The organism is Flavobacterium sp. (assembly GCF_028689845.1).
GTDB lineage: Bacteria > Bacteroidota > Bacteroidia > Flavobacteriales > Flavobacteriaceae > Flavobacterium.
Window position 1 is genome coordinate 1 of the sequence record NZ_JAQVCH010000028.1, and the last position, 25,264, is coordinate 25,264.

The 25,264-nt window shown below is 33.2% G+C and carries 23 protein-coding genes; 16 read left to right on the forward strand and 7 right to left on the reverse strand.

Annotation, left to right across the window (positions count from 1 at the left end):
- The 3 genes from PHR76_RS10420 to PHR76_RS10430 all read left to right on the forward strand — a co-directional run.
- A partial coding sequence (locus PHR76_RS10420; RefSeq protein WP_300062065.1) for a putative Ig domain-containing protein occupies positions 1-573 on the forward strand: 573 nt, incomplete at its 5' end.
- A gap of 107 nt (positions 574-680) precedes the next feature.
- A complete protein-coding gene (locus PHR76_RS10425) occupies positions 681-1,469 on the forward strand; it encodes a hypothetical protein (RefSeq protein ID WP_300062068.1) in 789 nt (262 codons plus the stop codon).
- 97 nt (positions 1,470-1,566) lie between these two features.
- Positions 1,567-4,440 carry a T9SS sorting signal type C domain-containing protein gene (locus tag PHR76_RS10430; RefSeq protein ID WP_300062071.1) on the forward strand — a complete coding sequence of 958 codons (2,874 nt, stop codon included), beginning with the start codon at positions 1,567-1,569 and terminating at the stop codon, positions 4,438-4,440.
- 113 nt (positions 4,441-4,553) lie between these two features.
- Here PHR76_RS10430 and PHR76_RS10435 read toward each other — a convergent pair whose 3' ends face one another.
- The 5 genes from PHR76_RS10435 to PHR76_RS10455 form a co-directional block, all read right to left on the reverse strand.
- Positions 4,554-5,075, reverse strand: coding sequence for a hypothetical protein (locus tag PHR76_RS10435; RefSeq protein ID WP_300062074.1), 522 nt, complete (start codon positions 5,073-5,075; stop codon positions 4,554-4,556).
- A 73-nt stretch (positions 5,076-5,148) separates the two neighbouring features.
- Complete coding sequence (locus PHR76_RS10440) at positions 5,149-7,176, reverse strand: M3 family metallopeptidase (RefSeq protein WP_300062077.1); 2,028 nt, start codon at positions 7,174-7,176, stop codon at positions 5,149-5,151.
- A 168-nt stretch (positions 7,177-7,344) separates the two neighbouring features.
- Positions 7,345-7,824: a 5-(carboxyamino)imidazole ribonucleotide mutase gene (purE, locus tag PHR76_RS10445; RefSeq protein ID WP_300062080.1), complete on the reverse strand. Its 480-nt coding sequence runs from the start codon at positions 7,822-7,824 to the stop codon at positions 7,345-7,347.
- A gap of 255 nt (positions 7,825-8,079) precedes the next feature.
- Positions 8,080-9,249, reverse strand: a complete 1,170-nt coding sequence (locus tag PHR76_RS10450; protein WP_300062083.1) for a 5-(carboxyamino)imidazole ribonucleotide synthase — start codon at positions 9,247-9,249, stop codon at positions 8,080-8,082.
- Positions 9,250-9,352: 103 nt separating this feature from the next.
- A complete protein-coding gene (locus PHR76_RS10455) occupies positions 9,353-9,895 on the reverse strand; it encodes a hypothetical protein (protein WP_300062086.1) in 543 nt (180 codons plus the stop codon).
- Positions 9,896-9,988: 93 nt separating this feature from the next.
- On the opposite strand from PHR76_RS10455, the gene hpt reads away from it, so the two are divergent.
- From hpt to PHR76_RS10490, 7 genes are all read left to right on the forward strand, one after another.
- Positions 9,989-10,519, forward strand: a complete 531-nt coding sequence (hpt, locus tag PHR76_RS10460) for a hypoxanthine phosphoribosyltransferase (protein ID WP_300062089.1) — start codon at positions 9,989-9,991, stop codon at positions 10,517-10,519.
- A gap of 35 nt (positions 10,520-10,554) precedes the next feature.
- Positions 10,555-11,130 (forward strand): adenylate kinase, encoded by a 576-nt coding sequence (locus PHR76_RS10465; RefSeq protein WP_300062093.1) that lies wholly within the window; start codon positions 10,555-10,557, stop codon positions 11,128-11,130.
- A 115-nt stretch (positions 11,131-11,245) separates the two neighbouring features.
- Complete coding sequence (locus PHR76_RS10470; protein ID WP_300062096.1) at positions 11,246-12,520, forward strand: hemolysin family protein; 1,275 nt, start codon at positions 11,246-11,248, stop codon at positions 12,518-12,520.
- A 73-nt stretch (positions 12,521-12,593) separates the two neighbouring features.
- Positions 12,594-13,595 (forward strand): GTPase ObgE, encoded by a 1,002-nt coding sequence (gene obgE / locus PHR76_RS10475; RefSeq protein WP_300062099.1) that lies wholly within the window; start codon positions 12,594-12,596, stop codon positions 13,593-13,595.
- Positions 13,596-13,764: 169 nt separating this feature from the next.
- The gene (locus PHR76_RS10480; RefSeq protein ID WP_300062102.1) at positions 13,765-15,912 is read left to right on the forward strand and encodes a S46 family peptidase; all 2,148 of its coding nucleotides are present in this window, start codon (positions 13,765-13,767) and stop codon (positions 15,910-15,912) included.
- A gap of 126 nt (positions 15,913-16,038) precedes the next feature.
- Positions 16,039-16,725, forward strand: a complete 687-nt coding sequence (locus PHR76_RS10485) for a hypothetical protein (protein WP_300062105.1) — start codon at positions 16,039-16,041, stop codon at positions 16,723-16,725.
- Between the two features lie 86 nt (positions 16,726-16,811).
- Complete coding sequence (locus tag PHR76_RS10490; protein ID WP_300062108.1) at positions 16,812-18,167, forward strand: Mur ligase family protein; 1,356 nt, start codon at positions 16,812-16,814, stop codon at positions 18,165-18,167.
- Positions 18,168-18,237: 70 nt separating this feature from the next.
- Here PHR76_RS10490 and PHR76_RS10495 read toward each other — a convergent pair whose 3' ends face one another.
- A complete protein-coding gene (locus tag PHR76_RS10495; RefSeq protein ID WP_300062111.1) occupies positions 18,238-18,972 on the reverse strand; it encodes an outer membrane lipoprotein-sorting protein in 735 nt (244 codons plus the stop codon).
- Between the two features lie 102 nt (positions 18,973-19,074).
- Between PHR76_RS10495 and radC the strand changes: the two genes are divergently transcribed.
- The 6 genes from radC (at position 19,075) to PHR76_RS10525 (ending at position 23,934) form a co-directional block, all read left to right on the forward strand.
- Positions 19,075-19,770, forward strand: coding sequence for a DNA repair protein RadC (gene radC / locus PHR76_RS10500; RefSeq protein WP_300062114.1), 696 nt, complete (start codon positions 19,075-19,077; stop codon positions 19,768-19,770).
- A gap of 114 nt (positions 19,771-19,884) precedes the next feature.
- Complete coding sequence (locus tag PHR76_RS10505) at positions 19,885-20,514, forward strand: ATP-binding cassette domain-containing protein (protein WP_300062117.1); 630 nt, start codon at positions 19,885-19,887, stop codon at positions 20,512-20,514.
- A 1-nt stretch (position 20,515) separates the two neighbouring features.
- Positions 20,516-21,952: an ABC transporter permease gene (locus tag PHR76_RS10510; protein ID WP_300062119.1), complete on the forward strand. Its 1,437-nt coding sequence runs from the start codon at positions 20,516-20,518 to the stop codon at positions 21,950-21,952.
- Entirely contained in the window at positions 21,945-22,502 is a 558-nt protein-coding gene (locus PHR76_RS10515; RefSeq protein WP_300062122.1) for a hypothetical protein, read from the forward strand. The genes PHR76_RS10510 and PHR76_RS10515 overlap by 8 nt, the downstream gene beginning before the upstream one ends.
- A 5-nt stretch (positions 22,503-22,507) precedes the next feature.
- Positions 22,508-23,200, forward strand: a complete 693-nt coding sequence (locus PHR76_RS10520) for a YjjG family noncanonical pyrimidine nucleotidase (protein ID WP_300062125.1) — start codon at positions 22,508-22,510, stop codon at positions 23,198-23,200.
- A gap of 17 nt (positions 23,201-23,217) precedes the next feature.
- Entirely contained in the window at positions 23,218-23,934 is a 717-nt protein-coding gene (locus PHR76_RS10525) for a hypothetical protein (RefSeq protein WP_300062128.1), read from the forward strand.
- Here the strand turns inward: PHR76_RS10525 and PHR76_RS10530 are convergent.
- The gene (locus PHR76_RS10530; protein WP_300062131.1) at positions 23,931-25,208 is read right to left on the reverse strand and encodes a replication-associated recombination protein A; all 1,278 of its coding nucleotides are present in this window, start codon (positions 25,206-25,208) and stop codon (positions 23,931-23,933) included. The genes PHR76_RS10525 and PHR76_RS10530 overlap by 4 nt on opposite strands.
- Positions 25,209-25,264 lie beyond the last annotated feature (56 nt).

A 25,264-nucleotide genomic window follows, 5' to 3' on the forward strand; every position in this document is an offset into this window, starting at 1 on the left:
GCAACCAATTCTGGTGGAAGTACGACTTTTGTAGTTTCGATTGAAGTAATTGATGTGGCTCCTTCGGATTTGAGTTATCCAACGCCGAATGTTTTCACCATTAACGATGCGATTGCGAATTTATCGCCAACAGTTACTGGCGGAGCAATTTTAGAATATGGAATTTCACCAGCTCTTCCAACAGGCTTACTTTTCAATACAACAACTGGAATTATTTCTGGAACGCCAACGGTTTTATCCGCTGCGACGGATTATACAGTTACAGCAACCAATTCTGGTGGAAGTACGACTTTTGTAGTTTCGATTGAAGTAATTGAGGTAATGTCTATTGATGAAATCAAAAAACCAGCTTTTGTACTTTATCCAAATCCGTTTGAACAAGTGCTACATATAAAGCATAATTTTGATTATGTGAATTACACGTTGTATTCTACAGATGGAAAATTAATTAGAAAAGGAATTTTAGAAGGGCAACAAATTTTAATGCCTGATTTACCTTCGGGAATGTATTTGCTACAACTTGAATCGGATTATAGTTCGCAACTATTTAAAATAATAAAAGGAATTAAGTAGAGAAGGAGTGGAGTTTATTAATAAACTCCACTTTTTTTTTGGTATAAACCGCTATGTCAATTTAATTTTCTTACTTGCAACTTTAAAGAAAGTAAGCACAATTCTACTTGAAGTTTTTAAAACAAATACTTGATTTTTATATTCATTCATCCTTGCATGTTGCACTAGCTATTGCCTCATTAGTAGGTGTTACTACCTATTCTTTAAAAATTGAACAATTTGAAAACAATGTTTTTTTAGTTTTTTTCGGGACTTTAATTGGATATAATTTTTTGAAATATTTACAGCCCATTCTTCACGGGACATTTAAAATAAAAAATCACAAAACATTGATTTTTATAACATTATTTTCTATTTGTGCGGCAGGTTATTTGTTTTTTCAACTTTTGTTTTCGGCCCAAATTTTGTTAATAATGTTGTTTCTTTTAGTTTGTTTTTATCCTTTAATTCGAAAATTAGGATGGTTAAAAATTTTTTGGGTTGGATTTTGTGTGACCGAAATCACCGTACACTTTCCTTTAGTAACCCATCAAATGGAACTAAGTACTTTTGTTTTGCTTGCTTTCAAGCGATTTTTTATTGTCATTGCTTTATTGATTCCGTTTGAAATTTATGATAGTAAATTGGATGCACCAACACTTCAAACTTTACCGCAGCGTTTTGGAATAGTTGCTGCAAAAATAATTGGTTACACCATGATTGGCTTGTTTCTATTGTTTGATTTCTTGAATAATAGTCTTGGTTTTATAAATATAAGTATTGCAACAATTTCAATAGCAGCAATCAACTTTTCTTCAATTAATCGAAATCATTATTATACATCTTTTTGGGTTGAGAGTATCCCAATTCTTTGGCTTTTTTTGTACATAATAGATTCAAATACAACTTTTTATTAACACGAAAACGTTTTCGAAGGATAATAAACCAAAAAAGCACTCAAATGTTGTTGATTTTTAATAACTTGGTAAAAGTTAATGCAAATTTTCAACTACGATGTTTCTAAAAAGTAGAATACTTCTTACTTTTATATTTATACTTTTTACCCATTTTATTTCATTTGGGCAAGGCATTTTCTCTGCGAAAGCTTATTTATTAACAGATGAATTTGGAGGTGTAACTCGTTATTATGATTGTAATACTAACGGATCTTGCGATCCGGGTTGGACGTCAAGTTGGGAAGGAACAACGGTTTCTACACTGACGATTGGTTCTACTTTTCAATTTGGAGGGAATTTGATTACTTTTGATGATTGGACGAATTGGTCTAATGCTACACTTTTTTATCGAATATATTTAGATGGTTCTGTACCAGGGGCATATATACCCATTAATCTAACGCAAACAACTAATACTATTTGTGGTAATGTAAATAATGCAAAACGCGAAACCGTTGGAACATCTCAAGTGATTAATACACCCGCAGTTGAAGGGATTTATACTTTTGAAATTTATTTTCAAGCCCGTTATAATCCATCTGGAGTAGATTTAAAATATGATAATTTATCCTTAAACTATAGAGCTAAAATCAATGTCATTCAGCCTATCGCCCCATTTGAATCTTATGCTTTTGTAAGTTTAAATGGCACACCAACTTTTTATAATTTAGATGGAGCAGATGGAAGTGCAATTCCTAATTTACCTGATTTTTTAGGAACTTATCCGCCTGGCTTAGCCTTTAGATTAGGAGCAGAACAAAAAATTTATACAAAAGCTCCCAATCATACAGTTTGTGAATGTTCATCATGGTATTATTTTTATGAAGATGATGCCTTGTTAGATCCTCTTGCTGCTGATTTTCCATTACCAACTGATGGTACAGATTTTGCCGCAGCTTTTAATGGTTCTTTCAAAAAATCGGCTGTGTTGCCAAAATTAGCGGGTACTTTTGATGCAAATGGTTCCACTGATTCTGTAGATTATAACAATTTGTTAAACGGTTCGACTACCATTGAAAAATATCAAAACACATCATTAGGTCTAGATGCGGAGATAATTTTTCCAAATTGCATTGGGTTTTATCGTATAGCCATTGCTCTATTAACCAAGTATAGCACAAATGGTAACTGTAGCGATGTAAGTAGTCTCCGATATTTTAGGGACATCAATCAGTCTTCGGTTTTTAAATTTAATGCTTTTTCAGATGTTGCTTTAAATCCAAAAAAACCAGTAAATAGTTTATCTGCTACTGATTTTTATATTACAAGGATTCAAATATTTGATACAAATTTTCCTATTTGGACTGGCTCGTGGTCTATTCCGCCAGACAAGGGGAGTAATGTGATTATTCAATCCGACTATCAAACTTCTTTGCACGGAGATTTAACCGCAAATACCATAACTATTGAGGATGGCGTGACACTAACCGTATCAAATGGAGGGCATGTTGAATGTTATAATAATGCCATTACAAATGGAACGGGTAAAATTGTTGTCAAAAATCAAGGTAATTTTGTGCAACGTTGTGATAAATCCTCAATTATAAGACCAACCATTGAAATGGAAAAAATTTCTAGGCCAATGTCAGATTGGGATTATGTGTATTGGGGCGTCCCGGTAAGTGAAAATAGTTATAGTCAAATCCCCGGATTATTAGATAGACGTTACCGTTGGCAATCAGGAACCATGAATGGAAACTGGCAAAATTTTTCGACAACAGTTCCAGGTGAAGGTTTTATCACTCGAATTCCAAATAGTGCACCATATAATGTAACGCCAACCGCAATCAATTTTACGATGCGAGGGACGGCAAATAATGGCTATGTATATGTCAATGTGGATAGTTATGATTCCTCCTCAATTATAACCGGGAATGCCGTTTTACTAGCTAATCCATATCCTTGTGCGATTGATGCAGCAACTTTTTTAGACCATCCCAATAATACTGAATTAGGAGGAACTTTGAGTTTTTGGACTTCTTTTACACCCATTTCCGATTTAACACTGGGTCCGGATACGTATAATTACAATCCGAATGATTATGCAACTTGGAATAGAACGGGAGGAACGGGAACCAAAGCTTCGACAGATACTACTGGAAATGATTCGTTACGACCAACAGGAAAAATTGCATCGGGTCAAGGTTTTTTTGTTCATGCATTTGCAGATGGTCAAATTGAATTTGATAATTCGATGCGGTTAGTGTCAAATGTAAATACACAGTTTTTTAGGACTGCTGGAAACACCAATTTAAATATTGAACAAGAAAAACACCGTTTTTGGTTGAATTTTACTGATGAAAACGGAGGTTTCCGACAAATGTTAGTGGGTTACATAGCCAATGCATCAAACGGAATTGACCGAAATTTTGATGGAAGTTCGGTAACACTTAGTTCGATAGATTTATATTCTTTAATAGAAGATAAGAAATTAAATATTCAAGGAAAAGCACTTCCATTTTCTGAAAATGACAGTATTCCATTAGGATATAAAGTAGGTCAATTGGGTAATTACACCATTTCTATGGATAGTTTTGATGGTGTTTTTAACGCTCAGCCTATCTATTTAAAAGATAATTTATTAAATGTGACACATGCTTTAAAAGCAGCCCCTTATGTTTTTAATTCAGAAGCGGGTATTTTTGAGAATCGATTTCAACTAGTTTTTATAAATGAATCGTTATTAGGAGTGAATTTGACCACGAATCTAGAAAACGTTATTCGCATCACTACCAAAGATTTTGTTGCTGTAAAATCAACAGAAATTATTGAGTCTTTGAAAATATACGATTTAATGGGACGGAAAGTTTATGAGAAAAATAAAATCAATGCAAACGAAGTTGTTTTAAAAGATTTTGCTAAATCAAACCAAGTTTACCTTGTAAAAATTAAAACTAGTGTTGGGGAAATCACTAAAAAGATGGTGTATTAAAGATTGTTAAAGAATTTTTATTACTTTTTAACGAAACCTCTTTAAAGCAATCCAACTCTTGCAAAATTTTAAGCTCTGGAAGGGTTTGGATAAAAAACAGTTTGAGATTTAGTTTATTTTACGAGTATTATTTTGAAGTATTCATGGTTGTTTTTTAATTCATGAAAAATAGTATCCCATTTATATTTTATTGAAGTGGTTTTCATAAATTCATTGAAAATACCAAAATGTAATTCCTTTACTCCTATGCTTTTCAAGAGATTAAAAAAGGAATCGAAGAACTTAATGCTTTCCAATTTATTTTGTTCGGTTAATTCTTTTAAATGGAAATAATCAACTTCAAAATCAAACTTAATTTCAATAAAATCATTATAAATAATATACAACACTTCCTCGTGATTTAATTCATATCGTATGTCTGGAATTAATAGCGATTTTCTTATTATTAATCGTCCCGTTCCCATTTCGTTTTCATTAGTTATTGTCTTTAAATAGGAATAAGAAGAATCATGCATTTCGATAGTTAAATTCAATCTAGTTGATAATTCGTTTGCAAAATTATCAAAATTTGAGAGGTTTAACTTATGATTACAGACGATTAATGGATGCTCAAAATTAGGTTCGGCTTTACTCATTAATTAGTTTTTTTAATCTAATATTTAACTTGTTGTAATGAATTAATTTTTTGACCAGCAAACTATCAAAAATCTATATTAACCCTGCACGTTTCAATAACGCTTCCGGTTTTGGCTCTTGTCCTCTGAACTTTTTATACAATTCCATTGGTAATTCTGTTCCCCCTTTTGAAAGTATATTTTCTTTGAATTTTTTCGCCACTTCTTTATTAAAAATTCCTTTTTCTTGAAAATAAGCAAAAGCATCTGCATCTAAAACTTCTGCCCATTTATAACTATAATAACCGGAAGAATAACCCCCTTGAAAAATATGCGAGAACGAAACGCTCATACAATTTTCAGCAACATCAGGATACAACAAAGTGTTTTTAAATGCAGCTTCTTCAAACGCTTTTATGTTGGTAATATCTTTTGGATCATTACTGTGAAAAGCCATGTCTAAAAGTCCGAAACTAATCTGTCGCATCGTTGCCATTCCTTCTTGAAAACTCGCACTTTCTTTAATTTTTTCAACATATTCTTGTGGAATAATTTCTCCTGTTTGATACTGTTTTGCGAATAAAGCCAACGCTTCTGGTTCGTAGCAAAAGTTTTCCATAAACTGACTTGGTAATTCCACAAAATCCCAAAAAACCGAAGTTCCAGAAATACTTGGATAAACGGTGTTGGCCAACATGCCGTGTAAACCATGCCCGAATTCGTGAAATAAAGTCGTAACTTCATTAAAGGTTAGGAGTGAAGGCTTGCTTTCTGTTGGCGGTGTAAAGTTGCAAACATTAGAAATATGTGGTCTTTCATTAATGCCATTTCTAATACTTTGATTTTTGAAAGAAGTCATCCAAGCACCATTTCGTTTTCCTTTTCTTGGAAAAAAATCAGCATAAAATAAAGCCACTAATTCTCCAAACTCATCTTTTACTTCATAAGTTGTTACGTCTTTATGGTATTTATCTACATCAAAAATTTCGGTAAATGTTATTCCGTATAATTTCTTTGCAATTGTAAATGCACCGTTTAAAACTTTTTCTAATTGAAAATAGGGTTTTAGTTTTTCATCATCTAAACTGAATAATTTTTGTTTCAATTTTTCAGAATAATAAGCACCATCCCATTTTTCTAAATGATTTATTCCGTCTAGTTCTTTTGCAAAAGCGGTTAATTGGGCAAATTCTCTTTCGGCTGCTGGTTTTGCTTTTTCCAATAAATCATTTAAAAACGATTTTACTTTATCCGGATTTTGAGCCATTCGTTCCTCTAAAACAAAATGAGAATGGGTTTGGTAACCTAATAAATTAGCTCTTTCAAAACGTAATTTGGCAATATTCAAAGCATTTTCTTCATTATTAAATTTATTGTCTTGAAACGCTTTTTTTCCGGCTGCAATAGCTAATTCTTTTCGCAATTCACGATTATCCGCATAAGTCAAAAACGGAATATAACTAGGGTAATCTAAAGTAAAAACCCAACCTTCTAATTCCTTGTTTTTTGCTAAACTCCTTGCGGCCTCGATTGTTCCTTCGGGCAAACCACTTAAATCTTTTTCGTTAGTAATGTGCAATTGATAATTGTTGGTTTCAGCCAAAACATTTTCTCCAAAAGTCAGTTTCAGTTTGGCTAATTGCGTATCAATTTCGCGTAAACGTGTTTTCTTATCTTCTGAAAGTAAAGCACCATTTCGGGCAAAACCTTTGTATTTTTTATCTAAAAGGGTAGTTTGTTCTGTTGTTAAATTCAGCTTGTCTTTTTGGTCATAAACTGCTTTTACACGTTTAAATAAATCTTCATTTAATGTAATGTCATTGCTAAATTCGGTTAGCAAAGGAGAAACTTCCTGAGCAATTTTTTGCATTTCATCTGAAGTTTCAGCCGAATTTAAATTGAAAAATATAGAAGAGAGTCTATCCAAAGCATCACCAGAAAAATCTAACGCTTCGATAGTGTTTTCAAAAGTTGGAGTTTCTGAATTATGAATAATAGCATCGATTTCTGCTTTTGCTGCTTTGATATTTTCAATAAAAGCAGGTTTATAATCATCCATTTTTATTTGCGAAAATGGTGCTGAAGTATATTTTGTATTGAATTTTTGGGATAATATTTTCATGATTTTATTTGAAGAGATAGGTCACAACCTGTCCGTACTGGATTTTGATTATTAATATATTTTTGTTGTTTAATCGATAGTCCTAGCCCAGATAGTAGCGGCATCCTTTTTGTTTTTTTAAACAAAAAGATATAGCGAATAGCTGGAAATAGCTCCTAAAAAAAACTATTATTTCAATTCTTTCGAAGATTTTAAAACTGCTTCTTTTAAACTTTCTTTGTAAGCGATGATTTTTTCCAAAGTACTTTTATCAGAAGTTCCGATAATTTGAGCGGCAAGAATTCCAGCATTTTTGGCACCATTTAAAGCAACCGTTGCTACTGGAACACCACCGGGCATTTGTAAAATAGACAAAACAGAATCCCAGCCGTCTATAGAATTGCTCGATTTAATAGGAACGCCAATTACGGGAAGTGGCGACATTGCAGCAACCATTCCTGGTAAATGAGCCGCACCACCTGCACCCGCAATAATTACTGAAATGCCACGAGTGTGTGCGTTTTGACTAAAATCGAATAATTTTTCTGGCGTTCGGTGTGCCGAAACTATGTCGACTTCGATTTCAATGTCAAATCCGTTTAAGATATCGATGGCTTCCTGCATGACAGGTAAATCGGATTTTGAACCCATGATGATGGCTACTTTCATTTTGTTTTTTTTATTTAATGATTAAGTAAATTATATAAATAAAGAATAGAATTGCAATTAAAGTTAATAATAACGATAAAAAACTGAATATTCTTGAACCTAAATATTCGTTTCTATCGAAAAGCTTTTTAATATCTTTTTTTATGTAATGAGAATTATCAGATACATTTAAAAAATCTACTACCGCAGTTAAAAAGTCCATTTATTGTTGTTTTTTATTTTCCAAAATTGTCTCCTGAAAACTGCGACTGCTTACTAAATACTAATCACTCTAATACTATTCTTGACTTCCTCAGCTATTTTCCTAGCTTCAACCATATCTTCGTTTACAATCGTTACGTGCCCCATTTTTCTAAAAGGTCTAGTTTGTCTTTTTCCGTAAATGTGTGGCGTTACGCCGTCAATTGCCATTATTTTTTCTATGTTTTCATAGACCACTTGACCTTCAAAACCTTCTTCTCCAACTAAATTTACCATAATCCCAGCCGCTTTACTAGCGGTGTTTCCTAAAGGAAGATTCAAAATAGCTCTTAAATGATTTTCAAACTGTGAGGTGTAACTTGCTTCTATAGAATAATGTCCAGAATTGTGCGGTCTTGGTGCAACTTCATTTACTAAAATTTCATCATTCTCGGTTTGGAACATTTCAACCGCTAATAAGCCAACGTGATTGAAACTTTCTGAAACTTTCAAGGCAATTGCAATCGCTTTTTGAACTACTTTTTCATCAATTCGAGCAGGACAAATTACATATTCTACTTGATTGGCTTCTGGATGAAATTCCATTTCTACAACGGGATAGGTTTTTACTTCACCTGAAACAGAACGAACCACAATCACAGCTAATTCATTTTTAAACGGAATCATTTGTTCAGCAATGCATTCCACATCAGGAAGATGGATTAAATCTGAAGCTGAACGACAAATTTTTACGCCATTTCCGTCATATCCAAATTGAGCACATTTCCATACAAAAGGAAATAAAAGCGTGTCAATTGCTGTGGATTGATTGTTGATTGCAGATTTTAAATCGTTTAAATTTAAAAAACGTAAATGTTTTGAAGTAGGAATAGCTTCTTCAACATAAAAATCTTTCTGTTTTCCTTTATTCTGAATTAAACGCAAGGTTTTTGGCGATGGAAAAACAGCTAAACCTTCTGCTTCTAATTTATCTAAAGCATCAAGGTTTACATTTTCGATTTCAATAGTTAAAACGTCAACTTTTTTTCCGAAGTGATAAACTGTATCAAAGTCGAGTAAATCGCCCACTTCAAAATAATGAGCTCCAAATTGGCTTGGTGCCAGATTACTTGGGTCTAAAACATACGTTTGAATGTCAAATTTTCTAGTATCAGCCAAAAGCATTTTACCCAATTGGCCTCCGCCTAGAATTCCTAGTTTAAAATCGGAAGAAAAATAATTCATTTGTTGTAGTTAATGTTGTTTTAAGGTCAAATGCAGTCGCCTTGCTCGTGTCATTTGTTGATGTGTTTAGGCAAAGATAAGCAACAAATTAAGGACTAACAATTTATTTTAACCGCTTCAAAATATTTCGTGCAGAAGCTTGATAAGCATACGAATGTTCAAATGCATCTTGAGTAATTATAGGTTTTAATTCTTCATAAATCCAATCATATTTTTTTCCAAAAACGAATAAAGCTTTCATCGCATATACTTTTGAGGCTACTTTTTCATCTTGAATTAAGCGGTCAATCATGTTTTCAATTAGTTGATGTTCTTGTTCTTGCGTTAGAGTTATTCCGTTTTTTCGACGATTGCTTTTGGCTAAAAACAAACAGATTTTAGTAGCTGAACGAAGGGCAGAATCATGTGTTACATTTGGTAAAATTTCACAAAAATCAGCTAGATAAGGAGTAAATAATTTTAGTTTTTTTTCGCAAATAAATTCTAAGGCCCAAAAGGCTTTAAAATGATTTTCATCGGAAACTGAAAACGCAATATGGGTTAATTCTTTAATTAAGTTATGTTTAATCACATAATTGCAATTGCTCATTCTCTGTTTTCGAAGAGCATTACTAGCAGTGAGTTTATGTTCTAAATCAGTTTTCATGTGGTAAATATAGCAATTTTGCAAAAAAGTTGAAATTGTTACTAAGGAATACCTAATACTTCCTTAAATTTGCAACTTATTAAAATTCACACTATGATACACCTGCACGATAAAACTTTTGAACCATTTATTTCTTCGGAAGAAATCGATTTTGCTATCTCTAATTTAGCCAAACAAATGGATGATGATTTTTTTGACGAAGTCCCCGTTTTTATTGGTGTTTTAAATGGAGCTTTTATGGTTTTGTCCGATTTAATGAAGAAATATCGCGGCATGTGTGAAGTTAATTTTGTCAAAATGTCTTCTTATGAAGGTATGAGTACCACAAATGAAGTGAAGCAATTGATTGGTTTAAATCAAAATTTAGAAGGTAGAACGGTGGTTATTGTAGAAGATATCGTCGATACGGGAAACACCATTGAAGAATTAAAAAATATTTTTAAAGAACATAATCTAAAACATTTAAAAATCGCAACGTTATTTTTAAAGCCTGATGCCTACAAAAAGGAAATAAAAATCGATTACGTAGGTATCCGTATTCCGGACAAATTCATCGTCGGATTTGGCTTAGACTATGATGGATTAGGTCGAAATTTACCAGACGTTTATCAATTAGCAGAATAAATTGTTTTGAATAACTAGAATTTAAAATTAACAAAATGATCAATATCGTTTTATTCGGAAAACCTGGAGCTGGAAAAGGAACACAAGCAGAATTTTTAAAAGTAAAATATAACTTGACCCATTTATCTACAGGTGATATTTTTAGATATAATATTAAAAATGATACGGATTTAGGAAAACTAGCCAAAACCTTTATGGATAAAGGCGATTTAGTTCCTGATGAAGTCACTATAAAAATGTTGCAAAGCGAAGTAGATAAAAACCCAAATTCGGCGGGTTTTTTATTTGATGGATTTCCAAGAACAATTGCACAAGCAGAAGCTCTAGATGCTTTTTTACAAACAAAAAATCAAAGTATAACGGCAACAGTTGCATTGGAAGCGGATGATACTATTCTTGTAAAAAGAATATTAGACCGAGGAAAAACTTCTGGAAGACCGGATGATCAAGACGAAGAAAAAATTAGAAATCGATACATTGAATACAATCAAAAAACGGCACCTTTAATGGATTTTTACCAAAAACAAGGTAAATTTCACGTGGTGAACGGCATAGGTTCTATAGCAGAAGTAACCGAAAGATTAAACCAAGTATTTGACCAATTGAAATAAACCAACGTAGAGAAAAACCAACTCTTCTAGTTTTATTTTTTGATATTTATTAGAAATTAAAAGGAGCTACAACCAAAAAAAGGAAATGTTGCTCTTTTTTTGCTAAAAACAGAAAATGGGAATCATCATTATATTACTATTAATTTTGCTAAATGGCGTTTTTTCGATGTCGGAAATTGCCTTGATTTCTGCACGCAAAAACCGCTTAGAAACCGCAGCAAAAAAAGGAAATTTAAATGCAAAAGCAGCTTTAGAATTAGCGAGTTCTCCTAATAAATTTTTGTCTACGGTCCAAATTGGTATTACGTTAATTGGTATATTAACTGGGATTTATTCTGGCGAAAAAATCACACAAGATGTTCAGGATTTTGTGGCACAATTTGAATTACTTCAACCATATGCCAATCCGATTGCAGTTGGAATTGTTGTGGTAGTTTTAACTTTTTTCTCTTTGGTTTTAGGAGAATTAGTTCCGAAAAGAATCGGGCTCACTTATCCAGAAACAATTGCAAAAACCTTTGCAGTTCCAATGAAAATAATTTCCAAAATAACGGCTCCTTTTATTTGGTTACTAACAATTTCTACCGAGTTTATTTTAGAGGTTTTTAAAATTAAACCTACTGCAGATGGTAAAGTTACTGAAGAAGAAATTAAAGCCATTATTAAAGAAGGCACCGAAGTAGGCGAAGTGCAAGCAATTGAACAAGATATTGTAGAACGTGTTTTTCATATTGGTGATAGAAAAGTAAACTCGCTAATGACCCATAGAAAAGCGGTCGATTATCTCTCTATTGACGATTCAGTACAAGAATTAAAATCAAAAGTGCTACATGATTTACATTCTTTTTATCCCGTTTGCCACAATAATTTAGATGATATAATTGGTGTTGTTTCAATCAAAGATTTATTTACTTATTTTGAAAAAGAGACAATCAATTTAAAATCAATTACAAAAGAGCCAGTCTATTTAATTGAATATACATCCGCTTATAAAGCATTAGAAATATTTAAAAAGTCTAAAATTCATTACGCTTTCATAGTGGATGAACATGGTGTTTTTCAAGGAGTTATTACGTTAAATGATATTTTAGAAGCGCTTGTAGGTGATGCATCCGAATTCTATGAGGAAGAATTTCAATTAGTCGCCCGTGAAGATGGAAGTTGGCTAGTTGATGGTCATTATTCGCTACATGATTTTTTAACCTATTTTGACATGGATGAACACATCAATGATTATGAAGTAACCACCGTGAGCGGATTTGTATTTACTGAGTTAGGAAACATTCCAAAGCAAGGCCAAAAATTCATTTGGAATAAATTAGAATTTGAAATAATTGATATGGATGGCGTGAAAATTGATAAAATCTTAATTAAGAATTTAAAAGAATAAAAAACAGTTAGAAGTTAATTTTAAAGTACTTAACAACTTTAAATAAGTTAACTTTAAACTTTAAATAAATAAAATGACAGAAGGAAATTTTGTAGATTACGTAAAAATATATGTTTCTTCCGGAAAAGGAGGAAAAGGCTCTTCGCATTTACATCGTGAAAAATTCATCGAAAAAGGTGGACCAGACGGTGGAGATGGTGGTCGTGGCGGACATGTTTATCTTAAAGGGAATAAGAGTTTGTGGACACTTTTTCATTTAAAATTCATTAAACATATTCGCGGAGGTCATGGCGGTGATGGCGGAAGTTCTCGAAGTACCGGACACGATGGTGAAGATAAATATATCGAAGTTCCGTTGGGAACTGTAGTTAGAGACCAAGAAACAGGAGAGATTTTGTTTGAAATTACCGAACACGATGAGGTAAGAATTATCGCTAAAGGAGGAAAAGGGGGGCTTGGGAATTGGAATTTTCGCTCTTCAACCAATCAAACACCTCGTTATGCTCAACCTGGAATGCCAGTAGAAGAAGTTGATGTGATTTTAGAATTAAAAGTATTAGCCGATGTTGGTTTAGTTGGATTTCCAAATGCGGGAAAATCTACTTTGCTTTCAGTGATGACTTCAGCTAAACCTAAAATTGCGGATTACCCATTTACGACTTTAAAACCCAATTTAGGAATTGTGGCTTACCGCGAATTTCAATCGTTTGTAATGGCTGATATCCCAGGAATTATTGAAGGAGCAGCAGAAGGAAAAGGGCTTGGCCATTATTTTCTAAGACATATTGAACGAAACTCAATTCTTTTGTTTTTAGTTCCAGCTGATGCCGCTGATATCAAAAAAGAATATGAAATCTTGTTGGATGAATTACGTCGCTATAATCCTGAAATGTTAGATAAAGACAGGATTTTAGTCATTTCTAAATGCGATATGTTAGATGCCGAATTGCAAGCAGAATTAGAAAAACAAATGAAAAAAGAATTCAAAGGCGTGAAATACCATTTTATTTCTTCGGTTGCACAACAAGGCTTGCAAGAATTGAAAGATTTATTGTGGAAAATGTTGAATACCTAAGTTTTTGATAACATACATTTTATCTAAAAGCATCCTAAAAAAGGATGCTTTTTTGATGTAATTCTAAAATATAAGTTAAATATTAGCGAGATTGATATGTTTTCTCGCTAAAAATAAGCGTTCAAAAAACAAAATAAAGTATATTCGCAGTCAATAAATTTTACAGAAAATGAAAAAAATTATTTTAAGTTTCGTGGCACTTATTGCATTTGTTCCGGCAACTGTTTTTGCTAACGAAGGAATGTGGTTTTTAATGCATATCCAACGATTAAATCAACGGGATATGCAAAAAATGGGCTTGCAATTAACAGCCGAAGAAATTTACAGCATCAATAACGCAAGTTTAAAAGATGCGATTGTTCAATTTAACGGGGGTTGTACTGCAGAAATGATTTCCAAAGATGGGTTGGTTCTAACCAATCACCACTGCGGTTATGATGCTATTGCAGAATTATCTTCTACAGAAAGCAATTATCTTCGCGATGGCTTCTGGGCACAAAATCGAAAAGCAGAATTAAAACCTAAAAGTTTATATGTTCGATTCTTTGTAAGAATGGATGATGTAACCAAACGGATGTTAAGCGTTGTGAATGATAAAATGACAGAAGCAGAGCGTGAAGTTGCAATTAACCAAGAAACAGCAAAAATTCAAAAAGAGAATGATGAAGGCGGAAAATATACCGTTTCTGTTCGTCCGTTTTTTCAAGGAAATGAGTATTACTATTTTGTTTACCAAGACTATAAAGATGTACGTTTAGTTGGAACACCAACTGAAAGTATTGGTAAATTCGGTGGAGATACAGACAACTGGGAATGGCCACGTCACACTGGAGATTTCTCTCTTTTTAGAGTTTATGCAGATGCAGAAGGTAATCCAGCGGAATATTCAGAAAATAATGTGCCTTTAAATCCAAAACATCACTTGCCAATTAGTTTAAAAGGAGTGCAAGAAAATGATTTTGCAATGATTCTAGGTTACCCAGGTCGTACAAATCGTTGGATGCCTGCAAGTGGAATTGAGCAAAACGTAAAGTATGCTTATCCTGCTTGGGTTGAAGGTTCAAAAATGGGGATGGACAAAATGAAAGTCTATATGGACAAAGACGATGCCGTTCGATTGATGTATGCTTCAAAATATGCTGGTGTTGCTAACTATTGGAAAAATCGTCAAGGAATGATTGATGCACTAAGTAAGTTTAAAACTGCAGATTCAAAACGTAAAAACGAAGCGAAGTTTAATACATGGGCAAATAAATCAGAAAACAAAGCAAAATATGGTGAAGTAGTTGCTACTATCAACAACTATTATGCAATGACAAATGATAAATCACGTCATGATAATTATTTGCAACAATTGCTTAGAACGAGTGCTTATGGAACAATTTCTAGAGGTATGGGCAAGCAATTAGAGAATTATGCAAAAGCAGATGAAACGAAAAGAGCTCAGATGAAACCAGGACTTCAAGAAATGGTTGACGGTTTTTTCGCTGAAATATATTTACCATTAGAAAAAGATGTCTTAGCAGGTCAACTAGGTTTATATTACACAAAAGCAGGTTATAAAATGGCTCCTATTGTAGAAGAAATTGCCAAAGAAAACAATAAAGATTTTACTAGTTACATAAACAAAACTTTTGAAACAAGTATGTTTACTTCTAAAGAAAAATTAATAAGTTTCTTAGATCAGCCTACAGAAGAAGCGATTGGCAATGATCCAATGTACAAGTTGTCAAATGATTTAATTTCGCATTTAACCACTCGTTCAGAAGAATTAATGCAAGCACAAAATGATTATTCAAAATCATTCCGCTTATTAGTAGAAGGATTAAGAGAGTCTAAATTGAGCACTATCGAATATCCAGATGCCAATTCTACGTTACGTTTAACTTATGGAAAAGTAAAATCTTTACCAGCAGACAAGCGTAATGACGCCAAAATTAACAATTATACGACCTTAAATGGGATGGTGAAAAAGCACAAAAAGGATGATCCTGAATTTGATTTGTCACAACCCCTAATCGATTTGTATAACAAAAAAGATTTTGGTCAATATGCAGATAAAGACGGTTCTTTACATGTTAACTTCTTGACAGATAATGACATTACGGGCGGAAACTCTGGTTCTCCCGTTTTAAACGGAAAAGGAGAATTAATCGGTTTAGCTTTTGATGGAAATATTGAAGCAATGGCTGGTGATGTTATTTTTGATGAAAACTTGCAACGAACCATCAACGTAGATATTCGTTTTGTGTTATTCATTATTGATAAATATGCAGGGGCAAAACACATTATTGATGAGTTAACCATCGTTAAATAAATTTGATTCTTATTAATTCACAAAAAATCTGCTTCAGCCATGAAGCAGATTTTTTTATTCATAACATTCTATTAATCTTTATAATTTATATTTCTATTTTCTTATTTTTGAAATCAAATAAAAAGAATGAAAGGATTAAGCATATTCTTCTTACTCATAAGTTTTCAAATTATGGCCAGTTCCGATTTTGAAAAAGCAGAAAAACTCTATCAACAAAATAAAATGATTGAAGCAAGAGTGCTTTTTGAATCGTATTTAAATGAAAACCCAAATCACACAAAAACCATAGAATATCTAGGAGATATTGCAGGAAGTTATAAAGAATGGGATAAAGCCATTGGCTATTATAACAAAATAAAAATGCAATACCCTGCTAACGCTGTTTATCAATATAAATACGGCGGAGCTCTAGGGATAAAAGCAAAAGAAAGTAATAAATTCAAAGCCTTAAGTATGATTGGTGACGTAGAAGATTCTTTTTTACGTGCAGCAAAACTAGACCCTAATTATATTGATGCTCGATGGGCTTTGGTGATTTTATATGTTGAATTGCCTGGAATTATTGGTGGAAGCGAAACCAAATCTCAAAAATATGCTTCGGAACTGATGGCTTTATCAAAAGTAGATGGCTTTATGGCAAGAGGTTATATTGATGAATATTTTAAGCGATATGCTAAAGCAGAAGTAAACTATAGAAAAGCATTTGAAATTGGGAATTCCAAGACAACTTTTCAAAAATTATATGATTTATATAAAAACAAAATGAATCAACCTCAAAAAGCAGCACAATTAAAAAAACAATTTGAAAAATAGGTTTTATAGGTACAGGTTTAGTTGTTTAAAACAGATTGTCCTAAAACGCTAAATATTTGATGCTTTTAAACTTTTAAACTTAATTTATGAGAACACATTTCATAGCCATTGGTGGAGCAGCGATGCATAATCTTGCGTTAGCTTTGCATAATAAAGGATATAAAGTAACGGGTAGTGATGATGCGATTTTTGAACCTTCCAAATCAAGATTGGATAAAAAAGGACTCCTGCCAGAAGAATTTGGTTGGTTTCCCAAAAAAATAACGCAAGAAATTGACGCCATCATCTTAGGAATGCACGCCAAAGAAGATAATCCTGAGCTGTTAAAAGCTAAAGAGTTGGGGTTGAAGATTTATTCTTATCCAGAATTTTTGTATGAACAAGCTAAAAACAAAACCCGTGTGGTGATTGGCGGTTCACATGGAAAAACCACCATTACTTCGATGATTCTCCACGTGATGCATTACCATAATATTGAAGTAGATTATATGGTTGGAGCTCAATTAGAAGGTTTTGAAACTATGGTGCATCTTACGGCAGAAAACGATTTTATTGTTTTAGAAGGCGATGAATATCTTTCTTCACCAATTGATAGAAGACCAAAGTTTCATTTATATCAACCCAATATTGCTCTAATTTCCGGAATTGCTTGGGATCATATTAATGTGTTTCCAACTTTTGAAAATTATGTAGCACAATTTGAAATTTTTGTTAATCAAATTACCAAAGGCGGTATTCTTGTTTATAACGAAGAAGACGAAACAGTTAAAAAAGTTGCAGAGGAAGCCACAAATCCCATTCGAAAAATTCCGTATCAAACACCAAAGTATGAGGTTGAAAACGGAGTTACACTTTTAGAAACTCCAGAAGGCCAAATGCCTATTGAAGTTTTTGGAGCTCATAACCTTAATAATTTAGCAGGAGCAAAATGGATATGTCAGAATATGGGTGTAGATGAAGCCGATTTTTATGAAGCCATTGCTAGTTTTAAAGGAGCTTCCAAACGATTGGAAAAAATTGCAGAAGGTAAAGGAAAAGTGGCTTATAAAGATTTTGCTCATTCTCCCAGCAAGGTGTCAGCAACTACCAAAGCTGTAAAAGACCAATATCCTAACAGAAAATTAATTGCTTGTTTAGAATTGCATACCTATAGCAGTTTGAATGCCGAATTTTTAAAAGAATATGAAGGTGCACTTAACTCGGCAGACGTAGCTGTTGTTTTTTATTCGCCCGATGCTGTTAAAATTAAACAATTAGAAGCGGTAACTTATGAGCAAATTGCACAAGCATTCAAACGGAATGATTTAATTATTTATACTAATCCAGCTGATTTTAAAAAGTTTTTATTTTCCACTTCCGTGGAGAATTCCACCTTGTTATTAATGAGTTCTGGAAATTATGGAGGATTGGATTTTGAAGAAATCAAATCATTAATTCAGTAATATTAAATTTCAATTTCATAAAAAAAATGCTTCTTTTGGAAGCATTTTTTTGTTAAATATAAAGTGAGTGTTATTCTTTAAAAGCAAAAGAAGTTTCGTCAACTGTTGGATTTAAGGTAATTTTTACAACTTTCATAGATTGCCCTGCTTGATTGATAGTGAACGGAAAAAGCACGCCATCTACTGCTTGGTAATCTCCCATGGTTGAGGTAGAGATTTGTCCTTTTGCAGGACCAGATTTAACCTCTGTTTCCGTCATCATCGGCAAATAAGTCTTCGTGTCAAAATAATAAAAAACAATGTTGTCTACTTTTTGACCTTCAACAGTAGCAGGTTTTTTTGTTAATTTTATTTTATAAAATTCTGTGCCTTCTTTAGTTTCTTTTCCAGCATATTCTATCGAAAATCCTTTTGCAAGATAATTATACATCGGATTCGGAAAATCAGCAGCTTCATCTTTGATGTTTTGAGCCATTTCATCATCCATTTTTTCAGCTTGCAACGTCATGAAGTTAGTAGACCAAGCAGTCGTTCCGTCAAAAGCCATTTGAGTGATTTCTTGCCCTTGAAAATTAATTTTTAGGTAAATTTTCCCTTCTTTCAATTGCACCAATTCCACAGGAATATCCATCCCTTGGTAATTAACACTCATCTCCATTTTGGTTCCTGTGATATTTTTCAATTTTTCCGCTCCACCAATATTTTTTATGTAAGTAGAAATAATTTCATCAGCCGTTTGTGCTTTCACAGATAAACCAACAAAAATCAAAAGAAACAAACTAATAAATGCTCTTCTTTTATTCATTTTTTTAATGATTATTATTTAGGAAATAAAAATAAGTATTTCAATACAGATAATTTAATTTTTTTGTATTTTTATTTTCTAATTATTTATACGCCAAACAAAATGGAAAATACAAGCACTTTCTCAATTAAATATTGGGCAGAAGACGACAAGCCTCGTGAAAAATTAATGCTTAAAGGAAAAGCAGTTTTAAGTGATGCAGAACTACTAGCAATCCTACTCGGGTCAGGAAGCAAAAATGAGAGTGCTGTCGATTTAAGTAAACGCATTTTAGGCAGTGTGCAAAACAACCTTTCCTTGTTAGGAAAAATGTCTGTCAACCAATTGACAGAATTTAAAGGTATTGGCCCTGCCAAAGCAATTACAATTGTCGCAGCTGCAGAACTCGGCAGACGCCGAAGAACAGAAGAACACATCGATTATCTAAAAGTCACTTCCAGTAAAATTGTTTTTGACTTAATGCAACCAATTCTTGGCGAATTACCGCATGAAGAATTTTGGGTGCTCTACTTAAATAATGCCAATAAAATTATTTATAAAGCCCAACTCAGTAAAGGTGGAATAACGGGAACCGTAGTTGATGTTCGTTTGTTGTTAAAAACAGCAATTGAACAAAATGCATTGGGAATCATCCTAACCCATAATCATCCCTCAGGTAAATTAATTCCAAGTGAATCAGATATTCAAGTTACTCAAAAAATAAAAACAGCCGCAAAACAATTGGATATTAGTCTTTTAGATCATTTAATTATTACAGAGCAATCGTATTATAGTTTTGCGGATGATGGTATTTTGTAATATAAAACATCATTTTTTTTAAATAATTAGCTAGAAAAGCTTGAATTTTTAGAATAGATTAACAATAAATTTTTCTTTTTAGCTGTATCTTTCCAAACAACAAAACGAGGGGCGATGATAGCTATTAAAAATTTATTTTTTTCTTACAATTCTTCCACAGAGTTCCATTTTCCAAACATGCAATGTGAAGAAGGAGAAACCCTATTAATTACAGGGAATTCTGGAAAAGGAAAAACAACTTTATTACATTTAATCGGAGGATTACTCCGACCACAAAAAGGAGAAATTTTTATTGGAGAAAGCAACATTAGTTTGCTTTCTGATAAAAAACTAGATCAATTCCGAGGTGAAAATATTGGATTAGTCCTGCAACAAGCTCATTTTGTTGCCTCTTTAAATGTGTTGGATAATGTGGTACTTGCTTCTTGGTTGGCCACAGGTGCAAAAGCAACTGACAAAGCAAAATTACTTTTAAAAGAATTAGATTTAGAAGACCAACAATACAAAATGCCTGCTGCGTTAAGCATGGGACAACAACAACGGGTTTCTATTGCCAGAGCTTTAATTAATGAGCCAAAATTGTTGCTGGCGGATGAACCTACCTCTAGCTTAGACGATGAAAATGCCTTTAAAGTAGCCGATTTATTAGCTCAATTGTCCAAAGAGTATAAGGCTTCATTAATGATTGTGACACATGATCATCGCTTAAAAGATAAATTTTCTAACCAAATAAATTTACAATAAAATGATTGGAAAATTAGCCTTTAAAAATCTTTGGTTTAAGCCATTAAATACAGTTTTAAGTTTAGTTTTGCTAACAGCTTCGGTTGCGATAATTTCCTTACTTATCTTATTACAAGAACAATTTGAAAAACAATTTTCGAGTAATATTGACGGTGTCGATTTGGTTTTAGGAGCACAAGGAAGTCCGTTACAACTCATCTTATCTTCCGTTTATCAAGTAGATGCTCCCACTGGAAATATTGATTATCAAGAAGCCGAAAAATGGATGAATCACCCGTTTGTTCAGTCCGCAATTCCTTTAGCTTTTGGCGATAACTACCGCGGTTTCCGAATTGTGGGAACTACGCCTGAGTACTTAGAAAAATACCAAGCAAAAGTAGCCCAAGGTGTTGTTTTTAAGGAAAATTTTGAAGTGGTCATTGGTAGTGAAATCGCCAACAAATTAGGTTTAAAAGTTGGCGATAAATTCTTTGGAACTCACGGTGAAGCGGAGGAAGGACATTTACACGAGGAATATAGTTATGTTGTAAAAGGAATAGCATCACCAACCGGAAAAGTCATTGATAATCTTATTTTGTGCACGGTTAATAGCGTTTGGCAAATGCATGCAGAACATGATCATGCAGGACACTCTGCTAGCAGTGAAGGTGAAAATCCACCCCATGGGGAGGAAGGACATATTCATATCGAGGGAGATGAACATGACCATGAAGCAGCTTCTGCAGAAAATCCAGCTCATGGCGAAGAAGGTCACGTGCACACAGAAGATGAAGAACATGTTCATGACGAAAATTGTAATCATGAGCATGATTCAGTAGCTAAAGAAAACCCTGCTCATGGCGAAGAAGGACATGTTCATACAGAAAATGATGAGCACGCACACGAAGAAGGAAAAGAAATTACGGCAGTTTTGATTAAGTTTAAAAATAAAATGGGTATTATTTCTTGGCCAAGAATGATTGCACAAAATACCAAAATGCAAGCCGCTTTGCCAGCAATTGAAATTAACCGACTCTTTTCGTTGTTCGGAATAGGATTACAAGCCATGCAATATTTGGCATACGGCATCATGTTTATTTCTGGAATTAGTATTTTTATTGCCTTATATAACCGACTCAAAGAACGTAAATATGAATTTGCTCTGCTCCGAGTTTCTGGTGCTTCCCGTTTTCAGATGTTGCAGCTTGTCTTGATTGAAAGCATTTTATTATGCGTGGTTGGTTTTATATTTGGTACACTTCTTGGAAGAATAGCACTAATTATGATTTCCAACACAACCGACGAGCAATTTAAAATGGCTTTCAATCCGATGATAATTCTATGGGAAAAGGAAGGAGTTTTATTTTTGGTTACTATCTTTGTCGGAATCATTGCAGCTTTGATACCAGCCATAAAAGCGTATCGATTAAATATTTCAAAAACATTAGCAAATGCGTAAATTTTTATTTTTTTTAATTGGAATTCTAAGTATTTTTAGTTTTGCTTTCGGTTCTTTTCAACCAGAAAAATCAACTCTAAAAGAAAGAGATATAAATTTTTCACCTTCACTTCAAACGGCTAGCTTTTTGCCTGAATTGATTAAAGAAGATGCCGTTTTTATGCAAAATCCAGATACGTTAAGCTGGAAGTTATTGGGCGTAATCAAATTCATCAAAAAACCAGATAAAGATTATCCTGATGGTGTTATGTTTCCGATTGTAAATTCTAGTTTAAAAGAAAAAAACAAAAAGAAAATAGTGATGAGTGGATTCATTATCCCAATTGATAACGTTTCTTATGCATTAAGTAAAAACGTATTTGCTTCCTGTTTTTTTTGTGGACAAGCTGGTCCAGAAACCATTATGGGAATCAAATTTAAAGGAGCTACACCAAAATTAAAAACCGATCAGTATGTAACCTTAGAAGGAACTTTTCGATATAATGATAATGATGTGAATGATTGGATATATCATATTGAAAATGCGGTGATTACTAAAGGAGCCAAATAAAACAAATGGCTGTATTTACACATAAAACCGATATTTTTTTTGATTTAGATCATACGCTTTGGGATTTTGAGAAAAATTCTGCGTTGGCTTTTCAAACTATTTTTGAAAAACACCAATTGAACTTAAATTTAGAGGCTTTTTTAATTCATTATGTACCAACAAATTTAAAATATTGGAAATTATATCGCGATGAGAAAATTTCGCAAGAAGATTTGCGTTACTATCGGTTAAAAGAAGTTTTTAATTTAATGCATGAATCGGTTTTAGATGAAGTTATTCATCTTTTAGCACAAGAATACATCTATTATTTGCCCTTATACAATCATTTATATGATGGAGCGATTGACGTTTTAGAGTATCTTTACCCAAAATATAAATTACACATTATCACCAATGGTTTTCAAACGGTTCAGGCGGGAAAGTTGAAAAATTCTAAAATTGAGCATTATTTTCAAACAATAACCAACTCTGAAATGGCTGGCGTAAAAAAACCGAATCCGTTAATTTTTGAATTTGCATTAGATTTGGCAAAAGTAACTAAAGTTCAAAGTATTATGATTGGTGATAGTCTTGAGGCTGACATTGAAGGAGCCTTAAATGCTGGTTTAGACGCTATTTTTTTTAATGAATTTAATGTCGAGACGAATTCCAAAATAACGCAAGTAAATCAGTTGCGTTTGTTGAAAAACTATTTTTAATAAAATAACTATTTAAAATGAAACGATTTGTTTTAGTGTTTTTACTCTTTTTTTCAGGCGGACTTTTTGCTCAATCATTAAATGATTATCAATACGTACTGGTTCCCGTTCGGTTTGCTTTTATGAAACAAGATAACGAACACCGCTTGAATACCATCACAAAGTTTAATCTTGAAAAAATGGGCTTCCAAGCTTTTTATAACGATAAAAATTTGCCAAAAGAAATTGCCTCTAATTCGTGCTCGGTTTTAAAAGTAGAAGTAGAAAAAAGCGGTAGTTTTATTTGGACCAACTTAACCATTGTTTTTAAAGATTGTCAAAACAATATTGTATATCAAAGCGAAGTAGGGAAAAGCAAAGAAAAAGAGTATGAAAAAGCTTATTTAGAAGCGTTAGATTTGGCATTTGCCTCTGTTTACCAACAAAATTATAGCTATCAGCCGATAACAGAAAAGGCAATTGAACCTTTGGTGGATTCTCCCGAAATTGCAGCGATTAACTCTGTTTCAACTTCCGAAAATTTACTCCAAGCGATTGCAATTTCTGGCGGTTTTAACCTTGTTGATAAAAAGCAACAAGTTGTTTTTAAATTAACTTCTACTGGAAAAAACGATTTTTACTTAGCTCAAAAAGGAGCACAGTCGGGTGTGATTTTTCAAAAAGGAGCAGATTGGTTTTTTGAGTATAATTTAGAGGATAAACTCGTGTCTGAAAAAATTGATATTCAATTTTAATAACCATATTTATCTTTCCAACGATTTTTTAAAAACGAACGAAGTTCTTTTTCTCTCGCGTTATTTCCAGGTTCATAAAGTACTTGGTTTTGAAGTTCATCAGGTAAAAACTCTTGTTCTGCAAAATTATTATCAAAATCGTGTGAATATTTATATTCATCACCACAACCCAATTCTTTCATTAATTTAGTTGGAGCGTTTCTTAAGTGAATAGGAACAGATAAATCGCCAGTTTGCTTCACCAGTTGTTGAGCTTTTCCTATTGCTAGATAACTGGCATTGCTTTTGGCTGAAGTAGCTAAATAAATCGCACATTGGCTTAAAATAATTCTACTTTCAGGATATCCAATAGTTGTTACGGCCTGAAAAGTACTGTTCGCCATGATAAAAGCAGTCGGATTGGCATTGCCAATGTCTTCACTGGCTAAAATAAGTAATCGTCGAGCAATAAATTTTACATCTTCGCCACCTTCTATCATTCTAGCCAACCAATATACTGCTCCGTTTGGATCGCTTCCGCGGATGGATTTAATAAAGGCGGAAACAATATCATAATGTTGCTCACCCGTTTTGTCATATAAAACCGTGTTTTTTTGCACCAACTGCATCACTTTTTCATTGGTGATTTCAATGGGTTCTGTCGCACTAGCATTGACAACTAGTTCAAAAATATTTAATAATTTTCGGCCATCACCTCCAGAAAGTCGCAATAATGCTTCTGTTTCTTGCAGAACGATTTTTTTAGTTTTTAAAACTTCATCTTGTTCAATGGCTCGCTGTAACAATTGTTCTAAATCTGATTTAGAAAACGGATTCAAAACATACACCTGACATCTTGACAATAAAGCAGGAATGACTTCAAAACTCGGGTTTTCTGTCGTAGCTCCTATTAGCGTAATCCATCCTTTCTCGGCAGCTGCGAGCAAAGAGTCTTGTTGTGATTTGCTAAAACGATGAATTTCATCAATAAAAAGAATGGGGTTTTTTGCCGTAAACAAACCACCACTTTGTTTGGCTTTTTCAATAACTTCACGAATGTCTTTTACACCACTGTTTATCGCACTTAGCACATAAAATGGGCGTTTGCTCTCTTGTGCCATAATTTGAGCCAAGGTTGTTTTTCCTGTTCCTGGTGGTCCCCATAAAATTAGACTCGGAATAATTCCTTTGGCAATTTGATGGGTCAACGAACCTTGTTCACCTACTAAATGTAACTGACTGATATATTCTGATAAATGTTGTGGCCGTATGCGTTCGGCTAGCGGTGCTTCCATGGTGTAAAAATACGGAATTCTGACAAAAAAGCACTACTTTCGTTTTGGTTGTATTT

What these genes read in the sequence shown, in the direction of transcription:
- PHR76_RS10510 (WP_300062119.1), top strand. Translation starts at nt 20,516, where the DNA reads ATGATTGGAAAATTAGCCTTTAAAAATCTTTGGTTTAAGCCATTAAAT.
- PHR76_RS10520 (WP_300062125.1), top strand. Translation starts at nt 22,508, where the DNA reads ATGGCTGTATTTACACATAAAACCGATATTTTTTTTGATTTAGATCAT.
- PHR76_RS10450 (WP_300062083.1), bottom strand. Translation starts at nt 9,249, where the DNA reads ATGAATTATTTTTCTTCCGATTTTAAACTAGGAATTCTAGGCGGAGGC.
- hpt (WP_300062089.1), top strand. Translation starts at nt 9,989, where the DNA reads ATGATACACCTGCACGATAAAACTTTTGAACCATTTATTTCTTCGGAA.
- PHR76_RS10495 (WP_300062111.1), bottom strand. Translation starts at nt 18,972, where the DNA reads ATGAATAAAAGAAGAGCATTTATTAGTTTGTTTCTTTTGATTTTTGTT.
- PHR76_RS10480 (WP_300062102.1), top strand. Translation starts at nt 13,765, where the DNA reads ATGAAAAAAATTATTTTAAGTTTCGTGGCACTTATTGCATTTGTTCCG.
- PHR76_RS10430 (WP_300062071.1), top strand. Translation starts at nt 1,567, where the DNA reads ATGTTTCTAAAAAGTAGAATACTTCTTACTTTTATATTTATACTTTTT.
- PHR76_RS10470 (WP_300062096.1), top strand. Translation starts at nt 11,246, where the DNA reads ATGGGAATCATCATTATATTACTATTAATTTTGCTAAATGGCGTTTTT.
- radC (WP_300062114.1), top strand. Translation starts at nt 19,075, where the DNA reads ATGGAAAATACAAGCACTTTCTCAATTAAATATTGGGCAGAAGACGAC.
- PHR76_RS10525 (WP_300062128.1), top strand. Translation starts at nt 23,218, where the DNA reads ATGAAACGATTTGTTTTAGTGTTTTTACTCTTTTTTTCAGGCGGACTT.
- PHR76_RS10530 (WP_300062131.1), bottom strand. Translation starts at nt 25,208, where the DNA reads ATGGAAGCACCGCTAGCCGAACGCATACGGCCACAACATTTATCAGAA.
- PHR76_RS10485 (WP_300062105.1), top strand. Translation starts at nt 16,039, where the DNA reads ATGAAAGGATTAAGCATATTCTTCTTACTCATAAGTTTTCAAATTATG.
- obgE (WP_300062099.1), top strand. Translation starts at nt 12,594, where the DNA reads ATGACAGAAGGAAATTTTGTAGATTACGTAAAAATATATGTTTCTTCC.
- PHR76_RS10465 (WP_300062093.1), top strand. Translation starts at nt 10,555, where the DNA reads ATGATCAATATCGTTTTATTCGGAAAACCTGGAGCTGGAAAAGGAACA.
- purE (WP_300062080.1), bottom strand. Translation starts at nt 7,824, where the DNA reads ATGAAAGTAGCCATCATCATGGGTTCAAAATCCGATTTACCTGTCATG.
- PHR76_RS10490 (WP_300062108.1), top strand. Translation starts at nt 16,812, where the DNA reads ATGAGAACACATTTCATAGCCATTGGTGGAGCAGCGATGCATAATCTT.
- PHR76_RS10515 (WP_300062122.1), top strand. Translation starts at nt 21,945, where the DNA reads ATGCGTAAATTTTTATTTTTTTTAATTGGAATTCTAAGTATTTTTAGT.
- PHR76_RS10455 (WP_300062086.1), bottom strand. Translation starts at nt 9,895, where the DNA reads ATGAAAACTGATTTAGAACATAAACTCACTGCTAGTAATGCTCTTCGA.
- PHR76_RS10440 (WP_300062077.1), bottom strand. Translation starts at nt 7,176, where the DNA reads ATGAAAATATTATCCCAAAAATTCAATACAAAATATACTTCAGCACCA.
- PHR76_RS10505 (WP_300062117.1), top strand. Translation starts at nt 19,885, where the DNA reads ATGATAGCTATTAAAAATTTATTTTTTTCTTACAATTCTTCCACAGAG.
- PHR76_RS10435 (WP_300062074.1), bottom strand. Translation starts at nt 5,075, where the DNA reads ATGAGTAAAGCCGAACCTAATTTTGAGCATCCATTAATCGTCTGTAAT.